This window comes from Acinetobacter sp. ANC 4470 (assembly GCF_002135335.1).
Taxonomy (GTDB): domain Bacteria; phylum Pseudomonadota; class Gammaproteobacteria; order Pseudomonadales; family Moraxellaceae; genus Acinetobacter.
Genome location: NZ_NEGC01000003.1, coordinates 297,571 through 323,236 on the forward strand (window position 1 = coordinate 297,571; position 25,666 = coordinate 323,236).

Here is a 25,666-nt window from a genome sequence, read left to right on the forward strand (position 1 = left end):
TTTAGAATACTTGACTGGCGACATAGATGTCGCTCGTTAGTCAGTGGTTACAGGGATGTACCATCTGACTAATAAAGGGTTTTGTTACTTTTGACCCATCAAAAGTAAGGCATCGCCTACACAAAATCTTTTTAACTTTTAACAGCAATATGAGGCACTATAAATATTAGCCTGAATTTATTTTAGTGCTTTACCTTACGACGCTTCGCCACTACAGTTTGCAAATCTTCCTGCAACATCTCAAAATATGCAGGATCTTCCACTTTCGCTGCTTCACGCAACAAAATAGAGGTTGGATGCAATAATTTTTGCGTTAAACGATGAGAAAATTCCTGTAAAACCTGCTCAGCATTTTCACCATTAGCCATTCGCGTCATCGCCAAGGCTAATTCTTCCTGTCTGAGTACTTCACCCTGTTCACGGTAAGCATGAATCGTACTGCCCGCATTTTTAACTTTTTGTTGGGTCAGCAACTCTGTTGCCAACTGATTCACCATGACTTCTGCTTCAACAGCCGCTTGGCGACGTTGTGCAAGATTGTCATCAATCACACTTTGTAAATCGTCAACACCATATAAATATACGCCATCTAAAGATTTAACTTTAGGCTCAATATCACGCGGTACCGCCAAATCCACTAAAAGCATTTGTTGATAACGACGTTTTTTTAAGGCTATTTTAACATCAGCATAAGAAATCACTTGATGCAAACTTCCAGTACAACTTGAAATCACATCTGCACGGTATAAATTTTCTGCCAATGCTGAAAAATCAATAATTTCCACATCAACCCGATGCGCTATTGCTTGCGCCAAAGTTTCAGCGCGAGCACGTGTACGATTGCAAATTAAAACTTTACCCACACCCATTTCTGCCAAATGCTTCGCCACCAAGCTATTCATTTCACCCGCAGCCACCACCATGACCGTCAACTTTTCAGGCTTACTAAACACTTGCAAGGCTAGCTGAGCAACTGCATAACCCATTGAAACAGCATGACTACCCACAGCCGTTTCCGAGCGTACACGCTTGGCTGCATAAAAAGCATATTCAAAAATTCGGTTTAAACTAGGAGAAACAGTATGTGCATCTTTAGCAAGAGAAAGTGCGGACTTCACCTGCCCTAAAATTTGCGGCTCACCCAACATTAAAGAGTCAAGCCCACTGGCGACACGCATCAAATGTGTTACAGCTTGCGCATTTTCATAGCGATATACATGATTAAACAATTGTTTAACATCTATGCCATTTGCTTGGGCGAGCCAATTCATTACCATATCTGCATTATCAGACATGGCATAAACTTCAGTTCGATTACATGTAGATACCACAACCATATCATTTAAGTCATGGTTTTGGCTCTGCTCTGCAAGTAATTGCGTTAACTTTTCAGGGTTAAATGCAACTTGCTCACGCAGTTCTACAGAAGCGGTTTGATGGTTGACACCCAATGCAAAGAAAGACATATCAGATCATCATTTCGCTATATTTATGCTATTGTGCAATATCGGTGTCATAAAAAGCATTACTTGGATCAAGAAAAATTGCGTCAAACAAATAGCCGAATAAACGGCGCGACAATTAAGCAATATTCTACCACATTCTTACTTGTGGGTAGCATGGCTTCTAGTGCTCATATTAGAGCATCTGGAGAAATTTATCATACCAATTCAAACTATAATGCCATAAAACAAAGCATGATTGCTGAGTTTGCACTGACTTATCATGACGTACCAACAGCATTACATAACTACACTGTGCTTGCAATAAAAAGCAATTCCACCACGGTTAAACAGCGTGCTTTGAATATCGCATTGGAGCAAAATGACCTTAGAGCTGCACTGGATATTGCCACACATTGGGTAGTTCAAGAACCGACAGATGTCCCTGCTTTATTTTATCTTTCACACATTGCTCTTAAAGCACACGAGTATGAACTGGCATCAGAAACGCTAGATAAAATCTTAAATATTGACCCAAATGCAGATTTAGAAAAGATTTTAGTCGGCATCGCCCCTGAAGAACCAGAAGATCGAGAGTATTTACTCGATGCTTTACGCAAAAGCAAAGAAAAAGACAACCCTTCCGTCTTGGTGCTGATTGCAGGTTTAGAAGCTCAACATGGCCAGTTAGAACAAGCGCTCATTACGGTAAATCGCGCACTCAAAAAACGCCCTAAAGTAACGGGCTTTATTTTAATGAAAGCCAATTTACTCAGTGCTTTAGGCAATGACGAGGAAACACTCGAATGGTATAACAAAGCCAGTCACAAACATAAATCTAATTTAGAAGTTCGCTTAGCTGAAATCAAATACTTAATTAAAATCAATCAATCTAAACAAGCACTGGGCAAACTGGAAAATATTTTAGAAAAATGGCCGCATGAAGATGAAGCACTGTTTATTGCAGGCTTAACCAGTATTGATTTAGAAGAATATGAAAAAGCAGAAAAATTCTTGGTTGAGCTGCGCTATTCCGCACAATATCAAAATGAGGCCTATTATTACTTGGCTGTAAATGCTGAAAGAAAACAACATTTTGAAACAGCAAAAGCCTATTATCGTTTGGTGGATGGTAGTTTATATACCGTTTCACGCCGCAATATGATTAATATTTTTTCTGAGCAAGATAAACTCAGCGATGCTTTGCGCTTTTTAACCCAAGAACGGGTCAATTACCCACAACAAGCCAGCTTTCTCTATCAAGCTCAGGCTGATATTTTAAAAAGAATGGGCAACAAAAAAGCGGCTATGCGTTTATTAGATGAAGCGATTAAAAACATTCCTGATGATCCCGAACTCATCTACTCAGAAGTTCTATTACTTGATCCTTATCAAGATAAAGATAAACTGGATAAACTATTGAAAAAACTATTAGAAATTGAACCTAATAGCCCAACCTATCTGAATGCTTACGCCTATACACTCGCTTTACAAAACAGACGATTAGATGAGGCTCGGCAGTATGTTGAACATGCATTAGAGTTCGCACCAGACCAAGCCTCAATTTTAGATACACTCGGCTACATTACCTTTTTACAAAATGACTTTAAAACATCCGCTCTGGTTTTAGAAAAAGCCTATGAAATTAGCCAAAATGTCAAAATTGGTGTGCGCTATGCAAAATCGTTATATATGCAAGGCGATCTAACAAAATTTAATCAGGTGTTACAACAACTACAAAAAAAATATCCCAATGATCCTCAATTAGAGCAATTGAAGTCGCTATTGTTACCGCCACACATGAAAAAGAGTTAATGATCTTTATGCATATTTTTTCAAAACTCAGCTTAACCTTAATTGCAACAAGCACATTCATCCTGACTGGTTGTCAACAATACACCCAACCTCAAGCACCAAACATATCTCAAATGCCAGAAGCTGCGAACAACTTTAACCTTCAGGGTAAAATTGGGGTTAAAACACCGGGGCAATCTGGCAGTGCATTTTTCACTTGGGTACAACAACAAGATGAGTTTGATATTGAATTAAGCGGAATTTTAGGTGTTGGCAAAACTCAAATATCGGGAAAACCCGGTGAAGTCAGCTTAAATAGCGCCAAAACAGGGCTTATTGAAGCCGGAACAGCAGAAGAACTGCTTGAACGTGCCACGGGCTGGCAAGCACCTATCACCCATTTAGTCGATTGGGTTCAAGCCAAACCTGCCACAACACAAGTTAAAATCAACAAAGATGACCATAATCGTCCAACTCAATTTTTGGAAGATGGTTGGACAGTTGATTTAAGTTATAACGACCAAGCCCAATTGCCGAATAAATTAATTTTAAAGCAAGCACTTGAGTCGGGTCAAGAAAACCGTATTACAATGCTGATTCAAAATCGCTAAGTCTTAAAAGTTCAAAACTCTATGATTCGTGTACCTTCTCCTGCCAAGCTCAATCTTTTTTTGCATATCACCGGTCGTCGTGATGATGGTTATCATGAGTTGCAAACTATTTTTCAACTTATAGATTTAAGCGACTGGCTAGAATTCACCCAAACAGATAACTTACAGATTTCAATCAATGGCTTAAATAGCGTCGACCTAGAGCAAAATTTAATCTACAAAGCCATACAAATTTTGAAACCCTATGCTCAGAAAATAACAGGCCTATCAATTTGTGTAGAAAAGAACATTCCTATGGGGGCAGGACTCGGAGGTGGTTCTTCAAATGCAGCAACCACACTTATTGTGGTCAATCAATTGTGGCAATGTGGTTTAACGATGGAACAACTGGCTGAGCTGGGCGTAAAACTTGGTGCTGACGTTCCCATTTTTGTTTATGGACGTAATGCATGGGCTGAAAGCATTGGTGAACACTTAACATTCATAGACTTAGAACAAAAAAAATACATCGTGTTAAAACCTGATTGTTTTATCAGCACTCAATTGCTTTTTTCGCAAAAAACATTGACAAGAAACACGAACACCTCTACATTTTGCGCCTATCAGTTAACACCTTTTAATTTTGGAAATAACTTTGAGCCTATAGCGAGAAGCTTATATCCAGAAGTAAATGAAGCAATGCAGTATTTAGACCAGTTCGGTATTGCAAAACTTACAGGTACAGGTGCTTGTGTTTTTACTGAAGTAACTAACGACATGAATATTGATGAGATTTTAGCGCATTCGCCTTGTAAAGCTTACTTGGTTAATAGTTTAAATGAATCACCATTACGTCATTTCGAAGTTATATGATAGGGGCGTCGCCAAGTGGTAAGGCACCGGGTTTTGATCTCGGCATCCGTTGGTTCGAATCCAGCCGCCCCTGCCATCATTTCATCTGTAGATTACTGTATTAGGGGCGTCGCCAAGTGGTAAGGCACCGGGTTTTGATCTCGGCATCCGTTGGTTCGAATCCAGCCGCCCCTGCCATTTATAACATACAGTGATCAAATTTAGGGGCGTCGCCAAGTGGTAAGGCACCGGGTTTTGATCTCGGCATCCGTTGGTTCGAATCCAGCCGCCCCTGCCATCTATTTTCAAAAAAGACAGAATAAAGTTTGCTGATTCATTGTTAATTTACCTTGACATTGAACAGTAAAAACATTAAAGTTCTGCCGCATTAGGGGCGTCGCCAAGTGGTAAGGCACCGGGTTTTGATCTCGGCATCCGTTGGTTCGAATCCAGCCGCCCCTGCCATCTATTTTCAAACATTCCAACCGCCAAGGGTGCTTCATGCCCAATCTTGTCGTTTTTAGTGGAACTGCACATCCACAATTCGCTCAAAAAGTCGTAAGCCACCTGCACATTCCTTTAGGTGCAGCATCTGTAGGTCATTTTTCTGACGGTGAAATTGCTGTCGAAATTACTGAAAATGTTCGTGGTAAAGACGTATTCCTTGTACAGCCTACTTGTGCACCAACGAATGACAACCTTATGGAAGTCCTCGTTATGGCTGATGCTTTACGTCGTGCAAGTGCAGGTCGTATAACTGCTGTCATCCCTTACTTTGGATATGCTCGTCAAGATCGTCGTCCTCGTTCAAGCCGTGTTCCAATCACTGCAAAAGTTGTCGCAGATATGCTTACAACTGTAGGGATTGACCGTGTTGTAATGATCGACCTTCATGCTGACCAAATCCAAGGTTTCTTCGACATCCCTGTAGACAATATCTACGGTACTCCTGCTTTACTTGCTGACCTTCGTCAACAGCAACACCATAATCTTATGGTTGTTTCTCCTGACGTTGGTGGTGTAGTGCGTGCACGTGCTGTAGCTAAACAAATGGGTGATATCGATCTTGCAATCATTGATAAACGTCGTCAAAAAGCAAATGAATCACAAGTGATGCATTTGATTGGTGATGTGAAAGATCGTGATTGCGTAATCGTGGATGACATGGTTGATACTGCGGGTACATTGTGTAAAGCTGCCGATGCACTGAAACAATTTGGTGCTCGTCGTGTTATTGCATATGCAACTCACCCTGTACTTTCTGGTAAAGCCCTTGAGAATTTGAAAAATTCTGTACTCGACGAACTCGTCGTAACAGATACCATTCCTCTTTCTCAAGAAGCATTAGAACTTGGTAAGATTCGCCAAGTTTCAGTAGCCGGCATGGTTGCTGAGACAATTCGTCGTATTAACAACGAAGAATCTATTAGCGCAATGTTCGATAGTTATCTATAATAGCGCAAATTTTTTAAAGCTCTGCTCTTAAAAAAGCAGGGCTTTCTATCACTGGACTGGTCGAAGGTTCAGTCAATTTAAACTCAATGAGGAAATGTCATCATGGCAAACTTCGTATTAAATGCAGTAGCTCGTGACGAATCAGTACAAGGGAAAGGTTCGAGCCGCCGCCTTCGTCTTCAAGCTAAAGTTCCAGCAATCATCTACGGTGGCGAAGCTGCTCCTGTAACTGTTACTTTAGAACTTCGTCAACTTGTTAAAGCACTTGAAAACAATGCTTTCTTCGAAGAAGTTATTGAAATCAATATGGGCGACAAAGTTGAAAGCGTAAAAATCCAAGCTTTACAACGTCACCCAGCTAAAAACACACCTATGCACGCTGACTTTAAACGCGCATAAGTGTTGATGGTGTAAATTAGTGTCAAAACTTTCACTGATTGTAGGTTTGGGTAATCCAGGAACGGAATATGCCCAAACCCGCCATAATGCGGGCTTCTGGTTTGTTGAACGCCTTGCAGAACAATATGGCATTAAATTAAAAGCTGATCCCAAATACAAAGGGATAAGTGGTCGTGGTAATATTGAAGGTCAAGACGTTCGTCTGTTATTACCCACAACCTTTATGAACCTTGTCGGTCAAAGCGTTGTACCCTTCGCCAAATTCTATCAAATTGCTCCTGAAGCAATACTCATTGCGCACGATGAACTTGATATGGATCCCGGTGTCATTCGCCTAAAAACAGGTGGTGGACATGGTGGACATAACGGTTTAAAAGATATCGTACCGCATATTGGTTCAAATTTTCATCGCTTACGTATTGGCATAGGACATCCTGGTTCTAAAGAACGTGTGTCTGGTCATGTACTCAGCAAAGCACCAAGCAGCGAACAAAATTTAATGGATGATGCCATTGCTCACGCTTTATCTCGCATTAAACTGCTAGTAAACGGTGACACACAGCAAGCCATGAATCAAATCAATGCTTATAAACCGAATTGATCAATCCACAAATTGTTAAACAATCCTTCTTGCCATGATGCTTTTTTCAGAGCAAAATGCGTTTTCTACGGATTACTTACCCAGTAAAAAGTGATTGATTTAACCACAAGATAAAATCTTAGCTCGACTAAGGAGACGCCAGCCATGCTATCTCGTTTATTAAAATGCAAAATTCACCGTGCTCAGGTTACTCATGCAGAACTTCACTACGAAGGCTCATGTGCAATTGATGGTGTACTCATGGATTTAGCAGGTATTCGTGAATATGAAGAAATCCACGTATGGAACGTCACGAATGGTAAACGTTTCGCCACTTATGCGATTCGTGGTGAAGATAATTCAGGTATTATTTCTGTCAATGGTGGTGCTGCACATCAAGCTGATGTCGGTGATTTAGTCATTATTGCGACCTTTGGTGATTTCACTGTAGCTGAAGCCAATGCGCATAAACCACGCCTTGTATATGCAAATCCAAATAATACCGTAAATCACACAGCAAACTGCATTCCAGTTCAAGTGGCTTAATATCTTCATTCAAGATCACAAGATTTTAAAAGCTCGCATATGCGAGCTTTTTTATGCCTGTTATTTTATTGATCAAAACACTTTTCTGCCCCATTCATGTGGAACTAGAGTACTGATCATTCTAAACAAAACATGATTATTCATGCAAAACAGGTCTATAATGATTCCACATCGCTTCAGGGCGGGGTGAAATTCCCCACCGGTGGTAAGTTAAACCGCTATGTCATTAGCGGATTTAATCAGCCCACGAGCCTGTAAACCACTCATGGTTTGCACGCAGATTTGGTGAAAAACCAAAGCCGACGGTATAGTCCGGATGAAAGAAGACGACGTAACGGATATTTATATTTGATATATCGCTGCGACCCCATTTTTACATCAGTCCTGAAATGTTCAACCGTATTTTTATTTTACGAGAGCGTTTCAATGTCTAGTTTAATTCAACCCGAAATTTTCTTTTCAGCCCTTCCTCCTGCTGAACAACGTATTCAAAAAGCTTTAGAAGATATCCGCCAAGGCAAACCTGTTTTGGTCATGGATGACTTTGAGCGCGAAAATGAAGCCGATTTAATTGTTGCCGCAGAAACCCTGACTGTTGAAACCATGGCACGTATGATTCGTGATGGTTCTGGCATTGTCTGTTTATGTTTAACAGATGAATTAGCGAACCACTTAGAACTACCACCAATGGTCACTGATAATTCAAGTCAGTTTAAAACAGCATTTACCGTAACCATTGAAGCAGCCGAGGGCGTGACCACAGGTGTATCTGCCAAAGACCGAACCACCACGATAAAAGCAGCCATTAAGGATGGTGCTATTGCAAACGACCTTAACCGTCCCGGACATGTCTTCCCTTTGCGTGCACGTGAAGGCGGTGTTTTAACACGTCGTGGTCACACTGAAGGTACTATCGATTTAGCACGTTTAGCCGGCTTAAAACCAGCAGGTGTATTATGTGAATTAACCAATTCCGATGGAACAATGGCATCAGGAATTCAAGTTTTGGCTTATGCTCAAACTCACGATTTAACTGTGATTACCATTGAAGAAATTGTGCAATATCGTTTAACGCATCAACTCTAAAACTCAACAGCATAATGATAAAAGCCCCAGTTAACACTGAGGCTTTTTATTTAAAATGTAATTTCAAAATACTATAAAAATCAATCTAATTAATGACAATATTCAATAATTACACTCAAAAACTTTCAATATAAAAAGAACAGATTCAGTCTTCTTTTAGCATATGCAATAAACTAGAACTGATGCCATCGGCACGTAAAAAAGCAAAATCATAACTTGCTGTAGCCAAAGCCAAAACTCGACGTTCAAATTCCTGCCAAAGTGGTTTCACTTGTTTATCCTGAATTCCTAAACCACTTTCTTCAGCTAAGTTTTTATTCTTTTCACAAATTTTAAGTGCATGATAAAGTTTACGCCCTTGCGATGCATCATCACGTAAACGTACACGTTTCGACAAGACAAAACCCTCGACATGGCGCAAATCCGCATGGGGTAACATTGGTACTAAAATCTGATCCAATTGTGCATCTAGTCGTCTCCACACGGCCGTATGCTGTTCGGGACTATAAGTATTCCACTGAATGACTTCATGATTAAAGCGACGACAACCACGGCATACAGAATCACCGAACACCGTAGAACAACGCCCTGCACAGGGGGTCAAAGAAGCAATCCGACGTTCAGTACTCAAAACACACTCCTACACACTTTAGAAATCATTAAAATCATTCTTCTAACATCGTTAAAAACGATGATTTTAATGAGTGATAGCTGATATCAGCATCTTTCACTTAAAAACCATATTTTAGTTATGGTTTTCTCGCTTATTCACACAATTCACGTTAAAATACGCGCCTTGAATTTTGTCCTATCATAATACATTTGGAGTTATCCATGAACGCTACTGTAGAACAGCTTGCACCTGTAGAACAGCAAGCGACCACAAGTTGGGTTGTTGCCGCACTATATCAATTTAAAGAAGTTCAAGATCCTACCGATCTTCAACAACGTCTTTTAGACTTAGTCAACAGCATTAACTTGTGTGGAACTCTAATTGTAGCGGGCGAAGGTATTAACGGTACTGTCGCTGGGGATCGTGAATCGATTAATCAAATTCAGGCATTTCTTCTTAATGAAGGGTTTAATGCTATGGAATACAAAGAATCTCATAGCGATGATAAACCTTTCCGTAAAATGAAAATCAAACTCAAAAGTGAAATTGTCACTTTAGGTGTAGAAGTTAAGCCACGTGATCTTGTGGGGCATTACTTAGACCCGAAAGAATGGAATGAACTGATTGCACGTAATGACGTGATCCTCGTCGACACACGTAATGATTACGAATATAAAGCGGGTACGTTTAAAGGCGCTGTTGACCCAAAAACAGAAAGTTTCCGTGAATTTCCAGAATATGTAAAACAAAATCTTGAAAAACATAAAGACAAAAAAATTGCCATGTTCTGTACGGGTGGCATTCGTTGTGAAAAATCAACTTCTCTTCTTCTGCAAGAAGGTTTTGAAAAAGTTTATCACCTGAAAGGTGGCATTTTAAAATACCTAGAAGAAACCCCTGCTGAGGAAAGTATGTGGGAAGGTGAATGTTTTGTATTTGATGGTCGTACTGCGGTGACCCATGGTGTAGAAGAAGGTCAAAATATTAAATGTCATGCCTGTGGTTGGCCTTTACTTCCAGCAGAAGTTGAGCTTCCAAGCTACGAACACGGTGTATCATGTAAATATTGCATCGAAAAAACCACAGAAAAACAAAAAGAAGGTTTCCGTATGCGTCAGTCACAAATTGCAGCAGCGAAACGTAAACGTCTGTAATTTTGGATTTTAAGATACCCATAAAAACCCTCAGCATAATCTGAGGGTTTTTTAATTTACATAAGATAAACAATTAATAAATAAAGGCGACCAATAGCAGCCACAAAATCATTAAATTTTGATAATCTGAGACGTGCAGCATACTAATTAAACAACTTATTCATATATAACGTGAAAAAAGGAATTAAATTATGCCAAGATCAATTAGCCATTCCCCCCATTATACTCGGCGCTTTCACCTAGTTCGCGAAAAAAATTATCAAAAAACAGCAACAATAAAAAGTATTTTAAATCAAGAATCCCATCTGCTTATTGTGGTTTTAGGGGCAGTGATTGGTGCTATTTTATCCATATTTATTGCTTATCATTTAAACTCAAATCTACTCAGTTATGCATTACTCAGTGTACTTCCATTTATATTCGCACATAGTTTAAGAAAAGTTTACATACACACACTGGTACATAGCCAAGAATAATCAGACTTGATGACTTGACTATACTTTACCCTGCAATGAATAGTCTTTAGGATACCCCAGATATCATTCTTATTTTAAAAACTCATGAATCTGACTGAATGGATTATTTCCATTATGGAACAATTGGGCTACTTCGGTATTGCTCTACTCATGTTCCTCGACAATATTTTCCCTCCTATCCCCTCTGAGGTAATCATGCCTTCAGCAGGCTATTCTGCGTCCCAAGGGCAACTCCTCCTTGTCGGAGTGATTATCGCAGGTTGTATCGGCTCACTAACTGCCGCTGCACTTTTGTATTGGATTGGATATAAGTTCAATCATGACAAAATATTTCGCTGGATTGATCGCTATGGAAAATACTTATTTATAAGATCTAGCGATGTGCAGAAAGCATTAACATGGTTTGAACAATATGGACATCGTATTGTATTTTTTGGACGAATGATTCCTGCTGTGCGCTCACTCATTAGTATTCCTGCGGGAATGAGCCATATGCCCTTTTGGAAATTCATGTTCTATAGTGCCCTCGGTACAATCATCTGGACCACATTTTTAGCTTATGTGGGTTTTTATTTTGGTGAAAACCAAGCATTGATGCAAAATATCTTTAGCCAAGTTGGCTATGTCATTATTGCAATTGTAGTGTTCATCATTGTTTGGGTTCTATACCGTCGATATAAACGTAAATGAATTAATATTTATATTTTTTAGTTAAATTTAATCGGGGGGAAAAAGTTAATTTATGAAACATTATTTGATCTACTTTGCTGCTGTTTACAGCATAGCGTTACTGCTATTAGGTATCTTATTTAGCTTACTTAATTTAACTGGCTCAACCAGTGTACCTACACTTATAGCCGCTGGATTTATCACAGCTAGACATTTTGTTAAACGAGAACAATGCATACCTAGCCCTGATGAAAAAGTTCAATTGGTCTGGGGCTGCACCATTGTTTCACTATTTATTTCCAGCATTCTTGTGTTCTTATATAGTTTGGTCGATCCTGCTGCTGGAAATATATTAAAAACTGCTGAAAATACTGGTTTAGCTCTGATTGCAATCGTAATACTGCTCCTCATTTTAATTCATGCAGCAATCTTTTTTGTCAGTTTTGGTTGGTATGCCAAGATCTGTGCACAAAAACTTAAATCATAAATACAATGCTAAAAAAAACACCTCTATTGAGGTGTTTTTTTTATTTCAGCGAATTAAGTTGGTGTGTGATACATGAGCCGCGATTGTAGCGGCGCAAGATGTAACATCACGCTGGCGTGTGGTACATTAAATAAATTTCGTTTAAATTCTCTGGAATTTCTTCTGCAATTTCGTCCATGAGCTGACCATTGCGACGGAAAGATTCCATTTGTGGATCTTCATCATCAATACCACTAAACACCATCATTGGTAATGTTAAATCTACCAATTGTTCTTCATGTTCAGGTGTAAACCAAGCATCTTCATTTAAAAACATTGCATCGACGAAACCAACGCTCCAATCGCCTAAACTTGATTCAGTATTAGCTTCTTCAATTTCAAAAGGAAACTCAATTCCTTCTTCATTGGCTAAGTTTTGACGAATCGCTTCTAACCATGCTTTTATTTGCACAATCATTTCAGCTGGAACTTTCTGTTGATTGTTATCGAAAAGTTCATCGAGCCATTGATCAAAAGTTGGCCCTACAGCAATTGCACATAAAAAACCATGAGTTGCCGCAAAATCTAGACCATGTTCATTTTGGTCACCATCTAGATATTCACTCAATAGGTCTAAATCTAAAGCACTCATTTAAAATCCAAGTTCTGTAAAATAACTGTGGATAGCATAGCATTTTAGCGCGCTATGCTAAATCACAATTTAGTCTTCGTCATCATCAAAGCCGTCATCGTCATCAAGATCATAATCAAAATCTTTCAATTCACGTTCTAAGCGACGTTGTGCAAGAAGGTCATCAATTAAACGACGTTTTTCTAATGACTCTTTAGCACTAATTTTGCTTGATGCCTCATCAAAACTAACATCATCATCACTGTAGCTATCATCTAGTTCAAAATCTGTAGAAGACACTAAAACTACCTCATTAGTGAAAAAAGTAAATGGCTCTAGGCGCTATTTATCTTTGTTAGCAAACCTTGTCAAGTCTTTTCTATTTTTTTGTTATAACAAACTCAATTCACACTTGTTTTTTCACCTTGAAATTGTATATTTATAAGACGTAGAATTTTAATTAGAATGCCGATAAAATTAAGATATTTTTTGAATACATTCCATGCAAGAGCCTTGAAAAAAAAAATTCTAACCCAATATTGAAAACAATTGTTAAATCAAAGTGCTATTTCCAAATAACACTTGAGCAAGCAATTCAAAACAATTTTAAGCGAATTGTGCTATTATGCACGGTTTTTCACTGCCACAGATTCAAGAAGAGTAAGCAAAGATGAGCGATATAACTTCCCCTACTTCGCAAGTAGCGGCTCTGATTAGCCGAGGCAAAGAGCAAGGTTACTTAACTTACGCTGAGGTTAACGATCATCTCCCAGACTCGATCACGGAAAGCGAACAGATTGAAGACATTATTCAAATGCTTCAAGATGTCGGCATTCCTGTGCATGAACGTGCACCTGAATCTGATGACACCATGTTCGACGGTAACAATGCAGAAGCAACCGATGAAGTTGCTGAAGAAGAAGCGGCTGCAGTTCTTGCTTCAGTTGAAAGCGAACCTGGTCGTACCACCGATCCAGTACGTATGTACATGCGTGAAATGGGAACGGTTGAACTATTAACGCGTGAAGGCGAAATTAGCATTGCGAAACGCATTGAAGATGGTATTCGTGACGTTCTTCATTCTATTGCGTATTGGCCTAATGCGGTTGAAGTTGTATTAAAAGAATATAGCGATGTTGCCTTAGGTGAACGTCGTCTTGCTGATATTTTATCTGGTTATTTAGACCCAGAATCTAACGAAGAAATTCCAGAAGTTTTAGAAGAAGAAGCTGAAATTATTGAAGTTGAAGATGACACAGCAACCGCTAAAACGACTAAAGATGTAAAATTGGATGATGACGAAGAAGAAGAATCTGAAAGTGATGATGATTCTGAAGGCGAGTCTGGTCCAGATCCAGAAATTGCACGTGTTCGTTTCACTGAACTAAATGATGCGTGGAAAGCAAGCAAAGTTGCTATTGAAAAGCATAGTCGTAACAGTAAACAAGCTGACGAAGCGCTTGAAGCCCTTGCAACTGTATTTATGATGTTTAAATTTACACCACGTTTATTTGAAATCATTTCAGAAATGATCCGTGGTACGCATGAACAAATTCGTACAGCTGAACGTGAAGTGATGCGTTATGCCGTACGTCGTGGTCGTATGGATCGTACTCAATTCCGTACTTCATTCCCAGGTCAAGAATCAAACCAAGCTTGGTTAGATGAACAAATTGCTAAAGCACCTGCTGATCAAAAAGGTTATTTAGAAAAAGTACGTCCAGATGTTGTTGCATTCCAGCAAAAAATTGCCGACATCGAAAAAGAATTAGGCTTAGATGTTAAAGACATCAAAGACATTTCTAAACGTATGGCTGTTGGTGAAGCGAAAGCACGTCGCGCGAAAAAAGAAATGGTTGAAGCAAACTTACGTTTGGTGATTTCAATTGCGAAAAAATATACCAACCGTGGTTTACAATTCCTGGACTTGATTCAAGAAGGTAACATCGGTTTGATGAAAGCCGTAGACAAGTTTGAATACCGTCGTGGTTATAAATTCTCGACTTATGCAACGTGGTGGATTCGTCAGGCGATTACACGTTCTATTGCCGATCAAGCACGTACCATCCGTATTCCAGTACACATGATCGAAACGATTAATAAGATCAACCGTGTATCTCGTCAACTTCTTCAGGAAATGGGCCGTGAGCCAACACCTGAAGAACTCGGTGAACGTCTGGAAATGGACGAAGTTAAAGTACGTAAAGTGCTTAAAATTGCCAAAGAACCGATTTCGATGGAAACACCGATTGGTGATGACGAAGATTCGCATCTTGGTGACTTTATTGAAGATGGTAATATTACCTCTCCAATTGATGCCGCGACTTCTGAAGGCTTAAAAGAAGCAACACGTGAAGTGCTGGAAAACTTGACCGAACGTGAAGCGAAAGTCTTAAAAATGCGTTTTGGTATTGATATGCCAACCGACCATACTTTGGAAGAAGTGGGTAAACAATTTGATGTAACACGTGAACGTATTCGTCAAATTGAAGCCAAAGCTTTACGTAAACTACGTCACCCTTCTCGTTCTGAACACTTACGTTCATTCTTAGAAAATGACTAATTTTTGATGATCGCGATGGAGACTTGAAATATCAATTTCAGTCTCCATTTAGTATCTAAGAGAAACACAACGCCTGCATTTACGCAGGCGTTTGATATAATGAGGACTGGCTCTCATGACGATGTTAGACCGTACACCTTCACGTGAACTGCAAGAAGATCTATGGGTTTTCCCTATGGATTATCCAATCAAATTGATTGGTGAAGCGCACGAAGACTTACATTGTGCTGTGGTTGAAATTTTAGTAAAACACTTTCCTGATTTTGATGGTGCAACTATTAAAATACAACCCTCTCGTACAGGTAAGTATCACTCTTTAACGGCACAACTTGTGTTCATTGAACTTGAACAAGTTCATGCACTGTATGCAGATCTAGCTGCCTGCACATTGATTAAAACAGCACTTTAATCAATATAAAAAACACGCCTCGAAGCGTGTTTTTTTATGTATGTAAAAAAACATTGAATCCATGCCAATAAAAATGACAAATCATGTGGCTATCACCCCCCATCTCAGCCCAATTTCATTATAATCTTTTTCAATATTCAAACCTTTATGGACGCACTTCACGTGACTGATGCTGTTCTAAAACCAACGCTTATTATTCGTCAATTTAATCAACTTACCCCTTATCTCGACCGTTTTCAGGACATGAAAAATTTAACTGAAAACCGTGATGAAAATACCCCAGATGAACTGTGGATTTTGCAGCATCATGACGTTCTAACCCAAGGACAAGCAGGTAAACCAGAACATATTCTGATGTCTAGTACAATTCCTGTGGTACAAACAGATCGTGGTGGGCAAGTCACTTGGCATGGTCCCGGTCAGTTGGTTGCCTACTTCATGTTTGATTTAAATCGCTTGGGTTGGAACGTTCGCACGTTGGTTTCCTATGCTGAAAATCTAATGATTAACCTGCTAAAAAAATACGATATTGACGCCTATGCCAAAGCAGATGCACCGGGCGTATATGTCAATGAACGCAAAATTGGCTCATTGGGTTTTAAAATTCGTAAAGGGCGTAGCTATCATGGTCTTGCACTCAATATTGATTGTGATCTGTTTGGATTTCAGACCATTAATCCATGCGGTTATGCAGGCTTAGAAATGGTTCGCGTCATGGACTTGGTTGAAAACCATCCCCAATTTAATGATTTATGTGCGGATATCATTGAAACTTTAGACCACAGCGGTTACTTTAATAAAGTCCAAGTCATGCAACAATAACTTTGCTTTTGCGATAAAAATAAATTAGAGTATTTACTCTAAACTAATAAAATATTTTTTAGATAAGGGATGCGCGAGTGATTTCAACCAAATCCGTAAAGCCCGCTTTGCAACTAACCTATGTCAAACTCATGATGGATGTGATTGGCAGAGGTTTAGTCATGGCGAGTCAAGTCGATGCAGAAGTAAAACAGGAAGTTGCCAAATTCCCTGTTGGTTTTGTGCTATCGATGAAAGTATTTCCCAATGGCCCCGCTTTTATTGCAAAAGTCACGGAAGACCATCAATTACAATTATTACAATCCGTAGCAACCAAGCCTGATTTAACCATTACGTTTAAACATTTAAGTCATGCTTTTTTAGTGTTTTCTTTCCAAGAGAGTACCGCTCAAGCCTTTGCCCATGACCGCATGATTGCAGACGGTGATTTAGCATATGCCATTCGTCTGGTCCGCTGTTTAAATAAAATGGAATCGCTTATTTTACCTAAACTCTTAGCCGAGCTTGCCGTAAAACAATATCCAAGTGAATTAAGCTTAAAAGAAAAATTAACAGGCGCTGCAAATATTTATTTGAAAGTAGCTCAATCCTATTTTAAACGGAGTGTATAACATGGCTAAGCCTTATTACGAATTTTTCTGCCCAGTAAAAGTCATCGCAGGTCATGCCGCGTTAGAACACATTCCTTTTGAACTTGCTACTTTGGGTGCAAAACGCCCATTGATTATTACCGATAAAGGCGTACGCGCAAATAATTTACTTGCTCCGATTGAAGCTGCTTTTGAATCTACAGATGCTGTTATTGGCTATATTTTTGATGATGTTCCACCCGATTCAAGCGTAGAAACAGTGCGTAGCGCAGCAAAAGCCTACCGTGAAAATAATTGTGATGCGATTATTGCTGTCGGTGGTGGTTCAGTCATTGATACCTCAAAAGCCACCAATATTTTGGTCACTGAAGGCGGTGATGACTTACTCAAATTTTCAGGCGCGCATAATCTACCCAAAGCACTGAAACCATTTTTTGTGATTCCAACAACATCAGGGACTGGTTCTGAAGTGACCATGGTTGCTGTGGTTTCCGATCTTGAAAAGAATGTCAAAATAGCATTTGCCTCTTACTATTTGATGCCACACGCAGCGATTCTTGACCCACGTATGACGCAAACTTTACCGCCCCATTTAACGGCTATGACTGCTATGGACGCACTGACTCACGCGGTTGAAGCCTATACTTGTATGGCTGCAAATCCAATCAGTGATGCTTATGCCACTGCTGCAATCAAAAAAGTCAGCAACAACTTATTCAATGTACTGGATAATCCAACCGATGAGTTTGGTCGTCTTGAATTGGCGCAGGCTTCAACCATGGCTGGTATTGCATTCTCTAATTCGATGGTCGGTTTAGTCCATTCATTAGGACATGCCTTAGGTGCTGTAGCACACTTACCCCACGGTTTATGCATGAATCTATTCCTGCCTTATGTACTTGAGTACAACAAAGAAGTGAATGGTGACAAAATTGCAGACCTATTACTTCCTTTAGCCGGTGCAGATATTTACGCTCAAACACCTGCTCACTTACGTGCTGACAAAGCCATTGCCACCATTCTGACCATGCGTGATCGCCTATATACCCTCACTAAATTACCGCGCACTTTACGTGAAACAGGCAAAGTATCTGAAGCACAACTCGATGAAGTCGCGGAAAAAGCTTTAAATGATGGATCTATTATTTACAATCCTAAAGAAGCAAGCCTAAGTGACTTAAAAGCGCTGCTAGAAAAAGCTTGGTAAATATTGAAAAATAAGCGAATATAGCGGAAAAATTAGCCTGATGTTTTTTTAAGCATCAGGCTTTTACTTTGTGGAAATAAAAAACCATTTTTTATCAAATGGCACATTTCATGCTGTAAAAAGTTTATAAAGTGATTGGCAAAAGGCATCAAATTGGAGTAGATTGGCGCACTTTTGTTTTATTCGTATAGGGGGGATCGTTCGTCTCAAACGATCCTTTAAACATGACTGATCCTTGATCAACGATTAAGAGGATAACGCCGTTGACAAATATCTCTGGGACTCCATCGGCAGCTAAACTGCAAAAAACGCTGGGACTCTGGCACATCATTATTATCGGTTTAGCTTATATACAGCCCATGACGTTATTTGACACTTTCGGTTTAGTATCGGAAGAAAGTCATTTTCACGTACCGACATCCTACATATTTGCACTCGTTGCAATTTTATTAACATCTTTAAGCTATGGTCATATGATTCGTCGCTACCCTTCTTCGGGTTCCGCCTATACCTATGCCCAAAAATCGATTCACCCCAATGTTGGTTTCATGGTGGGTTGGTCATCTTGGTTAGATTATTTATTATCACCAATGGTCAATATCATTCTTGCTGTGATTTACCTTGAAGCATTGTTCCCTGATGTAAACCATTGGGTTTGGGTTATCGTGCTGACTGCATTTATGACCGGTATAAACTTAAAAGGTGCGCGCTTCGTTGCAAACTTCAACAGTTTAATCGTACTGATTCAGCTTATTGTGATTGCCGTATTCACCTATCTGGTCTATAGCAAATTACAAGCAGGTTTTAATGCAGATGGTCCAATTTCTGCCGAGCAACGTTATCAACTTTGGAGTCTTGAACCTTTTTGGAACGAGTTAACTTCAGTTGGTGCATTGGTTACTGGTGCAACATTACTGTGCTTCTCTTTCACTGGTTTTGACTCGCTCAGTTCACTTGCCGAAGAAACCAAAGATACTGAAAAAACCTTGCCTAAAGCGATTTTCTTAACTGCTTTAATTGCGGGTGTGATCTTTATTATCAGTACCTACTTCATGCAAATTTACTTCCCGAACGATCCAAAAACATACTTTGAAGATGTTGCCGCGACACAGCCTGATATTTTAATGCTCGTTGGTGGTTCACTCTTTCAATCCTATGTGCTTACTTTTGCAATCGTGACGGTTATGGCATCGGGTATTTCAGCACATGCTGGCGTATCACGCTTAATGTTTGCCATGGGTCGTGATGGCGTGATCAATAAGAAAATCTTTGGTCATATCAGCCCTAAAAGCCTGACTCCTTCATACAATATTTTAATTGTAGGCGTTGTTGCTTTAACAGCTGGCTTTATGAATCTGGACACTGTAATTTCCTTAATCAGTTTTGGTGCTTTAACGGCATTTACTTTTGTAAATCTGTCGGTCATTTCACGTTATGCATTACGTGATGGGCGCACCAAGAATACGAAAGATATTTTAAACTTTGTGGTTGTTCCATTACTTGGCTTTTTGAGTGTATTTGCACTCTGGCTAGAAATTGAAGAAACCTCTTTAAAATATGGTTTATGGTGGGCAATGTTCGGTATTTTATACTTAGGTTATAAAACCAAAGGCTTTAAACAACCTGCTCCGCAGCATAACGAGTTTGATGATTCGCACTAATGTGCTGATTCACCCCATAAAAAAGACGCTTTATGCGTCTTTTTTATATGCTTAATGTTTTATGTAGCCAATTATTTTTAAAATTTAAACATAAAAAAAGCTGCCCATAAGCAGCTTTTTTAACAATCTGTTTTAAACCAAAGTTTCAAAACCTTGTTGACGCCATGCCTCATAGAGAATGATCGCAGTCGCATTAGATAAGTTCAAACTGCGCGAAGTTGCTGCCATCGGTAAGCGAATCCAATGTTTCTCTGGAAACATCATCCGTACATTTTCAGGAAGACCTCGAGTTTCAGGCCCCATTAACAATGCCACTGGACGGTTTAAATTTGACGTATGTGGTGTTTCAAAACCTTTGGTGGTTAAAGGATAAATCGCATCATTTTCAATACCATGTTCTTTTAAAAAAGCCAAACAATCAGCAAAGTTTTCCCATACTTTCATATGTGCCCATTCATGATAATCCAATCCTGCACGTCTAAGCTTTTTATCATCCAGTTCAAAACCTAATGGCTTAACCAAGTGCAATTGCGCACCTGTATTGGCACATAAACGAATGATATTACCTGTATTTGCAGGAATTTCAGGCTCATATAAAACAACATGAATCACAAGATTTCTCTACTCTTTCAATGCGACAGGGCTTGATTTAACCCTGCCACTGTAATTGTTCGCGCAAGCTAACCACTTCACCAATAATGGTTAGGGTTGGCGCTTGGATTTGATGTTCTGACACTTTCGATGCAATATCCGCCAAAGTCCCCACCACAACTTTTTGTTCTGGTGTCGTACCTTTAGAAATAAGCGCAACAGGCATATTAGGACGCTGACCATGTGCAATCAATTGCGCACATATTCTTTCTAAGCCCACCAAGCCCATATACAACACCAAGGTCTGATTTTCATAAACCAGCTCCTTCCAAGGCAACTCTGGTGAACCCTCTTTTAAGTGTCCTGTTAAAAATCGAACACTTTGCGCATAGTCACGGTGTGTTAAAGGAATACCTGCATAAGCTGAACAGCCCGATGCTGCAGTAATGCCTGGAACAACTTGAAAAGCCACACCCGCAGCAAACAGTTCTTGAATTTCTTCACCACCACGACCAAAAATAAATGGATCGCCACCTTTCAGACGACAAACCCGCTTACCTTGTGCAGCATATTCAACTAATAAAGCATTGATGCCATCTTGAGGAACGCTATGATTTGAACGTGCTTTTCCAACATAGATTTTTTCTGCATCACGGCGGCATAATTCTAAAATCGCTGGAGAGACCAAACGATCATAAATAATCACATCCGCTTGCTGCATTAAGCGTAAAGCTTTGAGCGTGAGTAATTCAGGATCGCCCGGCCCTGCACCAACCAAATAGACTTCACCTTTCGGTGCTTTCCACTCAAGCAATGCTTGCTCAATTAATCGATTCGCTTCAGCAATATTGTCGTTAAACACCTGTTCTTTGAGTGGACTGGCATACAAGTCTTCCCAAAAAATACGGCGTTCATCAGGGTTGATAATTTTTGCCTTAACCGTGGCGCGCCATTGTCCAGAAAAATCAGCCAACTTCCCCATACCATGTGGAATAGTCGCTTCAAGCTGAGTTCGAATCTGACGTGATAAAACAGGTGATGTGCCATTGGTCGCAATTGAAATCACTAAGGGTGAACGGTCAATAATTGCAGGAACCATAAAGCGACAATGCGGAGGATCATCCACACTATTCACCAATATTTTTTCAGCTTCACAGACTTCAAAAACGTGGATATTTGTCGCTTTATCATTGGTTGCCGCAATGACTAAACGGTAATGACGTAACGGAATACCTAGACTAAAAGGTGCTTGAACATATTGCCCTTGGCTAGCGACCACAATCTCAAGTAAAGAACTTTCAATTTCAGGCGCAATCACATCAATGATTGCACCAGCTTTTGCCAGAAGGACTGCCTTACGGTACGCAATACGTCCACCACCGACAATCAGACAAGGTTGCTGTTGCAACTTTAAAGAGATTGGAAAAATATCCACAAACTACCTCAATATTTTAGATCTGATTGTCTTAAGCAATTTTCATGCACAAAATTGTGCTGCACATCAATTTATTCATTAATTCACAGATTAATTAATAAATTCTGTACCACCCATGTAAGGACGAAGTGCTTGTGGAATCTCAATAGAACCATCTGCACGTTGGTAGTTTTCCATCACTGCAAGCAATGTACGACCGACGGCTAAACCAGAACCATTCAAAGTATGAACGAATTCAGTTTTCTTTTGGTCTACACGGTAACGTGCTTTCATACGGCGAGCTTGAAAATCCCCCATACATGAACAGCTTGAAATTTCACGGTAAGTATTTTGACTAGGCACCCAAACTTCTAAATCGTAAGTTTTGATAGCACCAAAGCCCATATCACCACCACATAAGATGATTTTACGATATGGAAGACCCAAAGCTTGTAAAATACCTTCTGCATGCCCCGTCAACTCTTCAAGTGCGTCCATTGACGTTTCAGGTTTAACAATCTGCACCATCTCAACTTTATCGAATTGGTGTTGACGGATTAAACCACGGGTATCACGACCATACGAACCAGCTTCACTACGGAAACATGGCGTATGCGCTGCATACTTTAACGGCAATCGATTTGGATCAACAATTTCATCACGCACGAAATTGGTCACCGGCACTTCAGCAGTTGGAATGAGGTAATATTCTTTTTCACCTTGTAATTTGAATAAATCTTCTTCAAATTTAGGTAATTGCCCTGTACCACGCAAAGATTCCGCATTGACTAAATAGGGTACATACGCTTCGGTATAACCATTTTTTAAGGTATGCGTATCCAACATGAACTGAGTCAATGCACGTTGTAAACGCGCCAATGATCCTTTTAAAACACTAAAACGTGTACCTGTGAGTTTGGTTGCCGTTTCAAACTCTAAACCGCCCATCCATTCGCCCAAGTCAGTATGATCTTTAATTTCAAAATCAAACTGACGTGGTGTACCCCATTTTAGAATTTCAACATTATCGTCTTCATCTTTACCTTCAGGTACAGATTCATGCGGCATGTTTGGAATGCTTAACGCTTTATTTTCAATCTCAGTTTGTAATTCAGTAAGCGCAACTTCAGCGGCTTTAATGTCATCACCAATAGCTGACATACGCGCCATAATTTCGGATGCATCGCCACCAGATTTTTTAATTTGGCCAACTTGTTTAGCACCCGAATTACGCTCTGCTTGCAAAGCTTCAGTTTTGGATTGAAGCTCTTTACGGCGCGCTTCAAGCGAAGCCCACTCTTCTACATTCAGCTGTACACCACGTTTTACTAAGGCTAAATTTACAGCCTCAATATTATTTCGGATTAATTTCGGGTCGATCATAGCCAATCTTTTGCAAAGAAAAAAACTGGCTATAGTGTAAGCGCTAAACGCTAAAAAAGACAGTGACCGAGCTTACAGCTGTGCCTTATTACAGCAAATTTAACTGAATTAAGCTAAATTTAAGGTGATGGATAGTGCGGTAAACTTGGTAGATATTCAGCTTTAATCAGTTTAGTCAGCGCAGCATAAGGTAAGTTCAGTTCCGTCATCCCTTCTGCATAAGAAGCCAATTCATATAAGGGATAAACAAAGACAAGACCATTGGCGCCATAATAAAAATTATCACTTAACTTTAACTGACCGCGTTCAATATTATGTTGATCCAACCACATGCTATTAGCATCATATAACGCATTCAATACTTGCTGTTCTGCACCCTTGACCAAAATATCGGATAAAGCCAAACGCTTTTTGGTATTTAAATCAAAATTTACAAATTCTTGATGATGCATTCCATGTGCTGCACCCGCCGAATAACTATAACTTTGAATGGCAAATGTCGCCTGATCATAGTATTGACTGACAAAACGCACATAGGTCGAACTTTGACTTAAGTTAGGTGCAGCTTCATCGGAGGTATTTATTTTCTGATTCGGTTCTGTAGAAAATGTAATCGGATCGGCTTTTTTTATTCGAGCGATAAAATAATCATCTATCCATTTAAAATTGGTGTTGACCGTTTGGATGTCATATTGAATACAACCTTCGGCATCACAAGCTTCAGGTTTGGTCAGTTTAACGGGCACCACTTTGGCTTGAATAGCGCTAATGCTATTTTCTTTATTTTGTTGTGGCTGTTTGGGAGTTTCAGCTTGTGTCTCGCTTTTAGGTTGACATCCTGCAACTACTCCTCCGCCAATCACTATAGTACACGCCAATAGCCATGGTTTTAATAATGCTCGTGTCATTTTACAACTCTATATTTTCTTAAAATGAATCATCCCACTATACAAACTCAAGCTGCCAGATAAAATTACAAAATGTAGCAATGACCAAAATCCCTTCAAAATACTGTTCAATTTCCGAGAACTGATATTTTTACGCACACAATTGAAGCAAATTCATTTTTATCAGGATAGGTTTGCATTCAAAGTAAGGTATTTGCAATTAATTGATCAAGTAAAAGGTATTTGACGAGTTTTGCGGTGAGGCGCACTGCGCCGCAAGATGCCTTTCTTGCGAACTCAAAATATATTTTGAGGCTTCTCATTTGGGCTTATCCAAAGTAACAGATGAGCTCCAAATATTTGATTTAAAAATATAAGACTCCGTCGTGAATAACTAAAAAGCTAAGGAGTTAATTGTAAAACTCCTTAACTGATCACTAACCCGAAGGTGGCTCTTTATAAAGGTTGAATATTATTGATCAATAATATCGGTGCCCTTAGGTGGTGCAAAATTAAATGTTGATGCTGCAATTGAAGGGTTTAATTTCACATTATTGAAACGAACATAAGTCGTTTGTCCCAAAGAATCTTCTAGAATCATCAAACTTGGTGCTTTATTTACACCAAAACTAATGGTTAAACTTTGAAATGCCCCATCACGATCCTTAGGGAGCAAGGTGTAATAAGTCTTGGTTTTATCGGGTTGAGTCACACGATATGACTGCATAATTTGATTGGTATTACCCGACAACAACAACGCTGGCGTATTCGCCACTTGATCATCTAGACTTTGACGAACCGCTTGTTGTAAATCTGGGTCATAAATCCAAACTGTTTTACCTGAAGTCACAATCGTTTGTTTTAATGGACTCGTGATTTCCCAAAAAAACTTCCCTGGACGGGCAACCTTCATGACACCTTTAAAGGTTTGATTCATGTGCTGGCCGGTCAAACCTTTTTTCTGAGGTACTTTACTCCCAGACGTGGCTTTGGTGGTTTGCTCAAAATTTGCAGACAAACTATGAATGCCGCCCAATTGTTTGACCAAATTTGCTGTTGCTTGTTGCTCCGATGCTGCAACAGGCGCAGCAAAAACAGTAGTACTCATGAGCGGTGCAAGCGCTGCTGCACCGAATGTCATAGCACATAGGGTTTTACGAAGCATTTTCATATCATTACCTTTTTATTTGCTGTATCGCTATTTATTCAATGTCTCATCTTAAACCAATTTTTATCTCTAATAATTGAGAAAATAAGAAGTTTTGTATTGTTATTAATATTCAATGTAGTTTTTTCTACATCATGATGAAGAAAAATGAACATCAAATACAAAAAAACCTCTTCAAATATGAGAGGCTTTTTTATTGAATGAGATTAATATATTTC

The 25,666-nt window shown here is 39.5% G+C and carries 27 protein-coding genes, 4 tRNA genes and 1 riboswitch; of the genes, 22 read left to right on the forward strand and 9 right to left on the reverse strand.

What is annotated here, in order from left to right; translation table 11 throughout:
- Positions 1–182: 182 nt before the first annotated feature.
- Positions 183–1,466 (reverse strand): glutamyl-tRNA reductase, encoded by a 1,284-nt coding sequence (gene hemA / locus B9T25_RS06540; protein WP_086187652.1) that lies wholly within the window; start codon positions 1,464–1,466, stop codon positions 183–185.
- Between the two features lie 78 nt (positions 1,467–1,544).
- On the opposite strand from hemA, the gene B9T25_RS06545 reads away from it, so the two are divergent.
- From B9T25_RS06545 to ribB, 12 genes are all read left to right on the forward strand, one after another.
- Positions 1,545–3,257 carry a tetratricopeptide repeat protein gene (locus B9T25_RS06545; protein ID WP_086187736.1) on the forward strand — a complete coding sequence of 571 codons (1,713 nt, stop codon included), beginning with the start codon at positions 1,545–1,547 and terminating at the stop codon, positions 3,255–3,257.
- Between the two features lie 8 nt (positions 3,258–3,265).
- Positions 3,266–3,847, forward strand: a complete 582-nt coding sequence (gene lolB / locus B9T25_RS06550) for a lipoprotein insertase outer membrane protein LolB (RefSeq protein WP_086187737.1) — start codon at positions 3,266–3,268, stop codon at positions 3,845–3,847.
- Between the two features lie 21 nt (positions 3,848–3,868).
- Positions 3,869–4,699, forward strand: a complete 831-nt coding sequence (gene ispE, locus B9T25_RS06555) for a 4-(cytidine 5'-diphospho)-2-C-methyl-D-erythritol kinase (protein ID WP_086187653.1) — start codon at positions 3,869–3,871, stop codon at positions 4,697–4,699.
- Between the two features lies 1 nt (position 4,700).
- A tRNA-Gln gene (locus B9T25_RS06560) sits at positions 4,701–4,775 on the forward strand.
- A gap of 26 nt (positions 4,776–4,801) precedes the next feature.
- Positions 4,802–4,876, forward strand: a tRNA-Gln gene (locus tag B9T25_RS06565).
- A 25-nt stretch (positions 4,877–4,901) separates the two neighbouring features.
- Positions 4,902–4,976, forward strand: a tRNA-Gln gene (locus B9T25_RS06570).
- 92 nt (positions 4,977–5,068) lie between these two features.
- A tRNA-Gln gene (locus tag B9T25_RS06575) sits at positions 5,069–5,143 on the forward strand.
- 36 nt (positions 5,144–5,179) lie between these two features.
- On the forward strand, positions 5,180–6,133 hold the full coding sequence (locus B9T25_RS06580) for a ribose-phosphate pyrophosphokinase (protein ID WP_086187654.1): 954 nt from the start codon (positions 5,180–5,182) through the stop codon (positions 6,131–6,133).
- 102 nt (positions 6,134–6,235) lie between these two features.
- Positions 6,236–6,532 (forward strand): 50S ribosomal protein L25, encoded by a 297-nt coding sequence (gene rplY, locus B9T25_RS06585; protein WP_086164331.1) that lies wholly within the window; start codon positions 6,236–6,238, stop codon positions 6,530–6,532.
- A gap of 19 nt (positions 6,533–6,551) precedes the next feature.
- Entirely contained in the window at positions 6,552–7,133 is a 582-nt protein-coding gene (gene pth, locus B9T25_RS06590; protein ID WP_086187655.1) for an aminoacyl-tRNA hydrolase, read from the forward strand.
- 144 nt (positions 7,134–7,277) lie between these two features.
- On the forward strand, positions 7,278–7,658 hold the full coding sequence (panD, locus tag B9T25_RS06595; RefSeq protein WP_086187656.1) for an aspartate 1-decarboxylase: 381 nt from the start codon (positions 7,278–7,280) through the stop codon (positions 7,656–7,658).
- A 169-nt stretch (positions 7,659–7,827) separates the two neighbouring features.
- A riboswitch (FMN riboswitch) is annotated at positions 7,828–7,990 on the forward strand.
- A 94-nt stretch (positions 7,991–8,084) separates the two neighbouring features.
- Entirely contained in the window at positions 8,085–8,744 is a 660-nt protein-coding gene (ribB, locus tag B9T25_RS06600) for a 3,4-dihydroxy-2-butanone-4-phosphate synthase (protein WP_086187657.1), read from the forward strand.
- A 145-nt stretch (positions 8,745–8,889) separates the two neighbouring features.
- On the opposite strand, the gene B9T25_RS06605 is transcribed toward ribB, so the two are convergent.
- The gene (locus tag B9T25_RS06605) at positions 8,890–9,375 is read right to left on the reverse strand and encodes a DUF1289 domain-containing protein (protein ID WP_086187658.1); all 486 of its coding nucleotides are present in this window, start codon (positions 9,373–9,375) and stop codon (positions 8,890–8,892) included.
- 203 nt (positions 9,376–9,578) lie between these two features.
- On the opposite strand from B9T25_RS06605, the gene B9T25_RS06610 reads away from it, so the two are divergent.
- The 4 genes from B9T25_RS06610 (at position 9,579) to B9T25_RS06625 (ending at position 12,143) form a co-directional block, all read left to right on the forward strand.
- Complete coding sequence (locus tag B9T25_RS06610) at positions 9,579–10,511, forward strand: rhodanese-related sulfurtransferase (RefSeq protein ID WP_086187659.1); 933 nt, start codon at positions 9,579–9,581, stop codon at positions 10,509–10,511.
- A 191-nt stretch (positions 10,512–10,702) separates the two neighbouring features.
- Entirely contained in the window at positions 10,703–10,987 is a 285-nt protein-coding gene (locus B9T25_RS06615; RefSeq protein WP_086187660.1) for an FUSC family protein, read from the forward strand.
- An 84-nt stretch (positions 10,988–11,071) separates the two neighbouring features.
- Positions 11,072–11,677, forward strand: a complete 606-nt coding sequence (locus tag B9T25_RS06620; protein ID WP_086187661.1) for a DedA family protein — start codon at positions 11,072–11,074, stop codon at positions 11,675–11,677.
- Between the two features lie 52 nt (positions 11,678–11,729).
- Positions 11,730–12,143, forward strand: a complete 414-nt coding sequence (locus B9T25_RS06625) for an ABZJ_00895 family protein (RefSeq protein ID WP_086187662.1) — start codon at positions 11,730–11,732, stop codon at positions 12,141–12,143.
- Between the two features lie 106 nt (positions 12,144–12,249).
- Here the strand turns inward: B9T25_RS06625 and B9T25_RS06630 are convergent, their stop codons facing one another.
- A complete protein-coding gene (locus B9T25_RS06630; protein WP_086187663.1) occupies positions 12,250–12,774 on the reverse strand; it encodes a YecA family protein in 525 nt (174 codons plus the stop codon).
- 69 nt (positions 12,775–12,843) lie between these two features.
- Entirely contained in the window at positions 12,844–13,053 is a 210-nt protein-coding gene (locus tag B9T25_RS06635) for a PA3496 family putative envelope integrity protein (protein WP_086187664.1), read from the reverse strand.
- Between the two features lie 370 nt (positions 13,054–13,423).
- Here B9T25_RS06635 and rpoD point away from each other — a divergent pair, with 370 nt between their 5' ends.
- From rpoD to B9T25_RS06665, 6 genes are all read left to right on the forward strand, one after another.
- Positions 13,424–15,316, forward strand: coding sequence for an RNA polymerase sigma factor RpoD (gene rpoD, locus B9T25_RS06640; RefSeq protein ID WP_086187665.1), 1,893 nt, complete (start codon positions 13,424–13,426; stop codon positions 15,314–15,316).
- 121 nt (positions 15,317–15,437) lie between these two features.
- Positions 15,438–15,725, forward strand: coding sequence for a YbeD family protein (locus B9T25_RS06645; protein WP_086187738.1), 288 nt, complete (start codon positions 15,438–15,440; stop codon positions 15,723–15,725).
- Positions 15,726–15,872: 147 nt separating this feature from the next.
- Positions 15,873–16,547, forward strand: coding sequence for a lipoyl(octanoyl) transferase LipB (gene lipB / locus B9T25_RS06650; protein WP_416202352.1), 675 nt, complete (start codon positions 15,873–15,875; stop codon positions 16,545–16,547).
- A gap of 77 nt (positions 16,548–16,624) precedes the next feature.
- Positions 16,625–17,158 carry a hypothetical protein gene (locus B9T25_RS06655; protein WP_086187667.1) on the forward strand — a complete coding sequence of 178 codons (534 nt, stop codon included), beginning with the start codon at positions 16,625–16,627 and terminating at the stop codon, positions 17,156–17,158.
- Between the two features lies 1 nt (position 17,159).
- The gene (locus tag B9T25_RS06660) at positions 17,160–18,344 is read left to right on the forward strand and encodes an iron-containing alcohol dehydrogenase (protein ID WP_086187668.1); all 1,185 of its coding nucleotides are present in this window, start codon (positions 17,160–17,162) and stop codon (positions 18,342–18,344) included.
- A 263-nt stretch (positions 18,345–18,607) separates the two neighbouring features.
- Positions 18,608–20,005, forward strand: coding sequence for an APC family permease (locus B9T25_RS06665; protein WP_086187669.1), 1,398 nt, complete (start codon positions 18,608–18,610; stop codon positions 20,003–20,005).
- Positions 20,006–20,137: 132 nt separating this feature from the next.
- On the opposite strand, the gene B9T25_RS06670 is transcribed toward B9T25_RS06665, so the two are convergent.
- The 5 genes from B9T25_RS06670 to lolA form a co-directional block, all read right to left on the reverse strand.
- Complete coding sequence (locus tag B9T25_RS06670) at positions 20,138–20,617, reverse strand: tRNA (cytidine(34)-2'-O)-methyltransferase (RefSeq protein WP_086187670.1); 480 nt, start codon at positions 20,615–20,617, stop codon at positions 20,138–20,140.
- Positions 20,618–20,654: 37 nt separating this feature from the next.
- Positions 20,655–22,031 (reverse strand): siroheme synthase CysG, encoded by a 1,377-nt coding sequence (cysG, locus tag B9T25_RS06675; protein ID WP_086187671.1) that lies wholly within the window; start codon positions 22,029–22,031, stop codon positions 20,655–20,657.
- 90 nt (positions 22,032–22,121) lie between these two features.
- Entirely contained in the window at positions 22,122–23,393 is a 1,272-nt protein-coding gene (serS, locus tag B9T25_RS06680) for a serine--tRNA ligase (protein WP_086187672.1), read from the reverse strand.
- A gap of 119 nt (positions 23,394–23,512) precedes the next feature.
- A complete protein-coding gene (locus B9T25_RS06685; RefSeq protein ID WP_086187673.1) occupies positions 23,513–24,301 on the reverse strand; it encodes an RsiV family protein in 789 nt (262 codons plus the stop codon).
- Positions 24,302–24,752: 451 nt separating this feature from the next.
- On the reverse strand, positions 24,753–25,451 hold the full coding sequence (lolA, locus tag B9T25_RS06690) for an outer membrane lipoprotein chaperone LolA (protein WP_086187674.1): 699 nt from the start codon (positions 25,449–25,451) through the stop codon (positions 24,753–24,755).
- Between the last annotated feature and the right edge of the window lie 215 nt (positions 25,452–25,666).